This window comes from Alteromonas sp. G5_S2_22_S1 (assembly GCF_054968525.1).
Map to the genome: position 1 here is coordinate 90,176 of NZ_JBQKUJ010000017.1, position 6,920 is coordinate 97,095.

Consider the following 6,920-nt stretch of genomic DNA (forward strand, 5'->3'; position numbering starts at 1 on the left):
GAAGCTTATACCAACCTGTAGGCTTCGCTGCTTAGCCCTTCATCCTCTCAACCCTTGCACTCAATTCAACCAAGGCGTTGTGTAGTATTTCCAACTTGTCATTGAATTCTTCGTCTGCTTCGTGCTCGTTGCGCTTTATGGCTAATTCTATCGAACTTGCTAATTCTGCAAGCGAAAATGCGCCGATATATCGAAGCGTCGTTGTGAATATATGCGCTATTCTTGCGATGGCAGGATAGTTGTGGTTATCAATAGCTTGTCTGAGCGCGCTAAGCTCACCCTCTAAAGCCACAAAATCGTTTAGTAAGTCGCTGTATAGGGTTTCGTCACCTAGCAATGTTTTCAACGCTGTGGGTTTGTCTATAAAGGTCAATGTTGTGAACGCTACACTCGTTTCGCTGATCACCCCTGTGGTAGCCGAAGACTGCCTTTTATCCAATACCTCAACAAGTACATCAAAAAAGCGATTAGGGTCGACAGGTTTATTGATATGACCATCCATGCCAGCCGCTAAGCTTTTATCAATGTCTTGTTGCATGGCATGCGCGGTTGTGGCGATGATAGGTAAAGTTAACTTCAGCTCTTCTCTGATGTGTTTGGCTGCAGTTAACCCATCCATTACCGGCATTTGAATGTCCATCAACACCACGTCGAATGCGCTGTCTTTACGCAGTATGCTTATTGCTTCCAAACCATTATTGGCCACTTCAATAGTGGCATGGGTGTCGCTTAACAGTCCAAGGGTTACTTTTTGGTTAAGTGCATTGTCTTCTGCAAAAAGAATGCGAGTGCCTTTTAAGTTAGGCACTGTTGGTTTGTCTTTAGGCAAGGCTTTAGTTTTTACGTTAAGACATAGCTCTTGCAGTTTATCTACTAACTCACTGGTGCTAAATGGTTTCTTAATAAAGTTGCGAATGCCTAGTTGGTTAGCTTGCTCTCGCATGCGTGGCGATTCAAACGCATAAAGCATAATTACTTTTGGCTGCTTAATTGAAAACTCTTGATTCATAATGGCCGTTACTTCAAGACCATCAATATCAGGCATACTCCAATCTAAAATAAGCACGTCATAGGGCGTAGATGTCGCTAATGCTGAGCGCATTTTAACAACCGCGTCTTTGCCTCCAGTGGCAATATCAGCTTGAATGTTAGCCATAGAAAGGGCTTCTGAAATAGCATCTCGCGATGCTTCAATATCGTCAGCTATAAGTACCTTCAGCGCGGAAAGCTGTGTAGAAGGGGATATGATCTGCTGAGATGCGTCCTGCTGTACTTTCACCGTAAAGTGGAAAATAGACCCTTTTCCTAACTGGCTCTCTACCCAAATCTCACCGCCCATTAACGCCGTTAACTGTTTGCAAATTGCTAAACCTAAACCTGTACCACCGTAACGCCTAGAAATTGTTTCATCGCCTTGATTAAATGGTTGGAACAGTAACGCTTGATGCGCGCTACTTAATCCAACGCCCGAATCCTTCACTTCAAACTCAAGCTGAATGTCTTCTGAGACTTGCTTGCATCGCACGCTCACTGAGATAAGCCCATCCTCGGTGAATTTAAGGGCATTGCTTAATAGGTTGTTAAGCACCTGCTGAATGCGCAGTGGGTCGCCGATTAAGTTAAGCGGCACATCTCGTGAGATATGTTGTATAAGCTCAATATGCTTTTCTTGTGCACGGGCAAGGTGCAGCCTAATGGTTTGGTTTACCAGCGCGTCTAAATTGAACTGCGTCGATTCGATATCCAGTTTTCCCGCTTCAATCTTCGAGAAGTCGAGAATGTCGTTAATTATACTTAGCAGTGTCTGCGACGCGCCCTCAATTTGTATCAAATTAGTTTGTTGTTCTTTGTCTTCAGCGGCGCGCTGGGATAGCTTAGTAAGACCAATAATTGCGTTTAACGGCGTGCGAATTTCATGGCTCATACGGGCCAAGAAATCAGACTTTGCTTTGGTTGCTTTGCGCAAATCTTGGGTGAGGGTGTCGAGAGTTTTTCGTTGCTGCCGAGCTCTAACTAATAGACCAACTACCAGCCCTAATGAAAGGATCACAAAGCCAATAAAATAGAGTTGCTGAGTATTCTTTTTTTGTTGAATAAGATTTTGCTCTTCTTTTAGTTGGTTGTCTTTCTCTAAAAGCTTGATGGTTTCTTCTTTTTCAGAAATGGCTAAACGCACGCGGTGCAGCGCCATCAGTCTTGACTGCTGCTCGTTAAAGCTTTGCTTAAATACTTGTTGATACTGTTTCGAGTATTCTAGAGCGGCCGCTATATCGCCTTTTTCCTCGTAAAGCGGAATAAGTTTGTTTAAAACATCGATAACCAAAGCTTTGTCATTTTTAATAATGTCTTTTTTAAGCCCGGCTTCAAGTTCGGTAATAGCAAGTTCTACTTCGCCTTGTTGCTGGTAAATGTCTACCAAGTGAAGAAGGTGCGACCCTTCGTTGTACCGGAATCCTACCTGGCGGTCAGCTTCTGCTGCTTGATTGAGTTTTTTAAGGGCTTCACTCAAATTACCTTGCGCGATGTGAAGCTCGGCCATGGCGCTATGTACAATGCCAATAAAAGGATAATCAGCTTCGCGAAGCAGGCTTTCCGCTAATAGCAGGCTAACTTTAGCATCTTGGTATTTACCGAGTGCCCGCTGCGCGTACCCTTGGAAAAAGTATGCGGTTCCTTCACCTTCTTTGCTATTAAAACGCTGGGCTGCAGACAAATACTGATGCCCGAACGTAAGCATAAGTTCATAGTCTTTAAGCGACATGTAGACGTTACCCATGGCGCTATAAACCAATAAAACGCGGTCACTTCCGGCTTCGTTGTAGATATCTAAAGCCCGATGCATTGCTTCTAATGCACTGGCATGCTCGCCAGACAAATCTAGGATCAACCCTTCTAGGCGATACGACTCTGCAATGTCTAGCAAGTTTTTTACTGACGTCGCGTATTTACGCGCTTCAAGTAATGCTTCGTAGGCCGAAACATAGTCTTGCTTTAGAATATGAAAGTAGGACTTAATGTTTAAAAAGCGTGCATGCCCATCATCATTAGGGTGAGCTGCAAAAAATGCATTTAATTCTGCGAACGTAGTTTGAACGTTTGGGTCGTTTTCCTGAATGCGTGCTTTAAGTCCGTCAAGTTGAAGTGTGGGAGGTGAAACCTTGTCTTGCGGCTCTTCGAAAGCGCGAGCAGGTAGTGTCATTGATAAGGTAATGACACTAACAATGCACAAGACAATCCGTTTCATTTTTCTTTTGCTATTAGTTAGTAGCTAATAACGCGAATGGTTTTACTGGTGTCGTCAAAGCGCTTAGAAAGCTCGTCCCAGTTTTTATCCGCAATAATCTTTACTTCATCGGCAGGTAATCCGTACTTCTTTGCGGTTGCCACAGGGTCGCTTTTGTAAGCTTCCATTAGCTTGCTGTTGGTGTCTAATTCAACCAAAAAATCTTGTATAGATTTTGCCATTTCTTATTATCCTTTTTTAATTTAGGGTTGGGTTTCTATAGTTAGTAACTTGTTGTTCTGTTAGCCCTAGCTTCGCTAAGCGGTCTTGTCGGTATGCTGGCATTCCCTTCGATGGAACAACGAGCGTCGACACCAAGGTGGGTTTTGCGAATTCGAGCTCACGAAGCATGACTTTTTCTATCTTTGGTTCGCAAAGAGGAAGCGTCGCTGCTTCATAAATAATGAGCTCGTGATCACTTGGATAATGCTCGGCCAGTATATCTGCCAGCATAGCCAGACCTGATTGGCTGTGATTGGCATCTAGCACGCTTAACGTTGCTTCTCCTGCTAACCCTATTTGCCAGATAATTTGCGTCATGTGCGGGTCTATGCGGTAGTCGCGGAACAGAAATTGGGTGGCCTCGTATGACTGGCAGCCATAGCGAGAAGGGTCTATGCCCAAATCGGCAATTAAGCAGTCTTCGGCGGAAACGCCAGGCAACATTTGCGCCTCTAAACCTAGCTCTTGTACTCGGCGAATAGCTTCATGTGAAGGCGTGACAAATACGCCTGGGTGACCATAAAAAGCAACGCAAACCTTGTTACCTTCTACCACTGATTGCACAATTCGGTCGGCCATTTGAGAATAGGTGAGGGCGCGAGATTTTCCTTCTTCATAAAGGTCGTCTAGCGAGACGCTATTAGAGTTAAGTTTGGTTACCACATGTTCGCCGATTTTATTCATGATACCCATGAAGACGATGTCGGCATTCTCAATGTGGCTTCTTGCGGCAACGGTCATTTGCCCTGCAACACTGATACCTGTGCCGACCACAATAAGCGATCCCTTTTTAGTGGTGCCCATACTTCCTATACCGTTTTCGACACTGTTGTTTTTCCTACTATAAAATAGAATTAAGGGTATTGCTATATTCACAGGTTGGCTAATGAAGGATAAGTTTTATTAAGTAAACGTTTGATTGCGTTTAGGCTATTATCGAAAAATATCGCTAATAAAAATGTATAAAAAAGGAATAGCGCGTGTTTTCAATTCATGTAGAACGAACCATAAACAAACCTATCGAAAAGGTTTTTGCCATTTTGAGTGATCATGCTAACTATGCACAGTTCAAAGCTATTGAGCGGTCAAATTTACTGATTAAAGGTAAACATGAAACCAATGGACTGGGGGCGGTACGTGAGATTATTTCAGGGGGCTCGAACCTTCACGAAGAAATCGTTGCTTACGAGCCGCCTTATAAACTAGGCTATAAAGTCGTGAAGTCCAAGCCATTACCATACAGCTCGTACAGTTGGCTAAGAATTCCCGCTAAAAATAGACGAGTAAGTGAGCAACCATTCTGCCGCATGGGTTGCTGGCGTCTAACACCAGAAAAATCACCCAGCCCAACCCGCTGTCTATTTTTTAAGGTGGGCATTCATCTACATGTCTAATTTTTTACCAATTTGATCGCTAAGATGTACTAATTTGATTACCGAGGGAGACTGACGGACTAATTACTTAGGGGCTTAATCGTACAATCTCCACTCGACACCACACAACTCACTTCTGGACATTTCTGAGTTGCATTTTAGCTAATTTAGAAAAACATGAATTAGATAAAGTATGGAAATTTCAAATCAATATGAGGCGGACATGAAGAAATTGAAAAAAGTAGCTTAACTGGGTTGGTCAATTTTGGTTGACCACGTCATGTTCCGGTGAGTACGCAAGTCATTGGCGCTAACGAATATGAAGGTCACTTTGCTTTTGACTTACTCTATAACAACTCTTCAGATATACAGCCTAATACCTTATCGACCGATACGCATGGTACCAATAATGTTAACTTCGCTATATTAGATTTCTTTGGTTACACATTCGCCCCTCGATACGCGAAAATGAAAAAGGTGTTTTTTGAGCTATTTGAAGTGACTGAAGAGAACGGAGGCCGTATTCAATTAAAGAAAGATATTAATCATAAGCTAATTGCTGAAGAATGGGACAATATTCAGCATATTGTTTGTTCATTGAGTCGTAAAACCACCACTCAAAGCACAATCATTAGAAAGTTGAGTAACGGCAAGAGCCGAAGATTGTCAGCATTGCATGAGTACGACCGTTTAATTAAATCTATTTATGTTTTGGAGTATGTTGATAATTCAACGTTGCGTCATTACGTCCAGCAAGCCTTGAACAGAGGTGAAGCATACCATCAGTTAAAACGTGCTATTACTTCAGTTAATGGCAATAAATTTCGTGGGGGGAATGATTACCAAGTATCACAATGGGGTTCTAGGGATTTTCCCCTCTAAAAAGACTTAATCCTCTGTAGACCACACCAATAAATGGCTGCGGAGGTGGGTTACTACTTATAAGTGTGGCAAATTAGGTAAATATCGTACATTTAATACGGAACAGCCCTGATATGGCCATCAAAAACGAAATTACTATTCTCACGAGAGCAGAACAGGCAGATCTTTATTCCCCACCCATTTTTTCAATCGAAGAACAACGTCTGTACTTTTCTCTGAACGATGCGGAATTGGCAGTTTTTCGGTCAATTCGTCTCAGAGCTCATAGATGTTACTTTGTCGCGATTTTGGGATACTTCAAATCAAAGCCCGTCATCCTAGATATCGCTTACTCGCAGGTTTCTAAGGATTTAATGTTCATCAGTAAAGAGCTGCTTGGCGGCAAGGGGCTCAGACCATTCACTCCCTCACAAAAACAAAAAGATCGACTCTACGCAAAAGTATTAGACCTTGCTGGTTATCACAAATGGGACGAAAGTCAGCACTTCAATTCTCTTTTCGACCACCTTGTTCAGGTGGGCAATGCCTGGCTGGAGCCGCGTTACCTCTTTGATACTGCTATTGAATTCCTAACCAGTCACAGCATTGCTATCCCTAGGTACACCGTACTCCAGAGACTGATAAGCAGAGCGATGCAGCAGGTCAGAAAAGACCTGGCGCACCAACTTAATCAACTCACCAGTCCTGAACTTCACGTCTTTCTGGACAGCATAACAGCCATTGATGACGGACTAAGCCTGAACCAGCTCAGAGGCGGTGCAAAAAGTCTGACCGTACCTGAACTTAAAAAAGAGCTTGCCCTTTATCATCAGTTAGCGCCATGGCGCACGCAAATCAATGGCGTTATCGATGGGCTTAATCTGTCTCTTAAAAATCGACAACACTTCGGTGAGCTCATCAACTATTACGGTAGTAAACTCAAACGATTCAAACGCGCACAGCAGCATCTATGGTTGCTATGTCACCTGACAGAGCGGATACAACTGGCACTGGAACGGTTAACTGATGGGTTCATTTACCATATCCGCAAGCAACAAGAAGCTGCCAACACCTTTGCACAACAAGCAGTGTTCCTGTCCTGGCAGTCAGCCGCGGACAATGTCACGAAAGCGGCAGAGTTACTGCATCTGTTTGTGGATGAGAACATTGATGATAATCAA

At 43.3% G+C, this 6,920-nt stretch carries 6 protein-coding genes; 3 read left to right on the forward strand and 3 right to left on the reverse strand.

The window, feature by feature from the left end; all coding sequences use genetic code 11:
• Positions 1–31 precede the first annotated feature (31 nt).
• The 3 genes from ACTRWF_RS16220 to ACTRWF_RS16230 are packed head-to-tail and all read right to left on the reverse strand — an operon-like array spanning position 32 to position 4,309.
• Positions 32–3,244: a response regulator gene (locus ACTRWF_RS16220; protein WP_462835880.1), complete on the reverse strand. Its 3,213-nt coding sequence runs from the start codon at positions 3,242–3,244 to the stop codon at positions 32–34.
• A gap of 17 nt (positions 3,245–3,261) precedes the next feature.
• Complete coding sequence (locus ACTRWF_RS16225; protein ID WP_012519272.1) at positions 3,262–3,465, reverse strand: hypothetical protein; 204 nt, start codon at positions 3,463–3,465, stop codon at positions 3,262–3,264.
• A gap of 16 nt (positions 3,466–3,481) precedes the next feature.
• Entirely contained in the window at positions 3,482–4,309 is an 828-nt protein-coding gene (locus ACTRWF_RS16230) for an SAM-dependent methyltransferase (RefSeq protein WP_012519271.1), read from the reverse strand.
• Positions 4,310–4,485: 176 nt separating this feature from the next.
• On the opposite strand from ACTRWF_RS16230, the gene ACTRWF_RS16235 reads away from it, so the two are divergent.
• The 3 genes from ACTRWF_RS16235 to ACTRWF_RS16245 all read left to right on the forward strand — a co-directional run.
• A complete protein-coding gene (locus tag ACTRWF_RS16235) occupies positions 4,486–4,899 on the forward strand; it encodes an SRPBCC family protein (RefSeq protein ID WP_462835881.1) in 414 nt (137 codons plus the stop codon).
• A 267-nt stretch (positions 4,900–5,166) separates the two neighbouring features.
• The gene (locus tag ACTRWF_RS16240; protein WP_000107352.1) at positions 5,167–5,760 is read left to right on the forward strand and encodes a Tn3 family transposase; all 594 of its coding nucleotides are present in this window, start codon (positions 5,167–5,169) and stop codon (positions 5,758–5,760) included.
• 113 nt (positions 5,761–5,873) lie between these two features.
• Positions 5,874–6,920: DUF4158 domain-containing protein (locus ACTRWF_RS16245; protein ID WP_462558637.1), on the forward strand; the 1,047-nt coding region annotated here is incomplete at its 3' end.

Bases quoted from the DNA above. Each gene is read 5' to 3' on its own strand.
- ACTRWF_RS16230 (WP_012519271.1), bottom strand. From the start codon at position 4,309: ATGGGCACCACTAAAAAGGGATCGCTTATTGTGGTCGGCACAGGTATC.
- ACTRWF_RS16220 (WP_462835880.1), bottom strand. From the start codon at position 3,244: ATGAAACGGATTGTCTTGTGCATTGTTAGTGTCATTACCTTATCAATG.
- ACTRWF_RS16225 (WP_012519272.1), bottom strand. From the start codon at position 3,465: ATGGCAAAATCTATACAAGATTTTTTGGTTGAATTAGACACCAACAGC.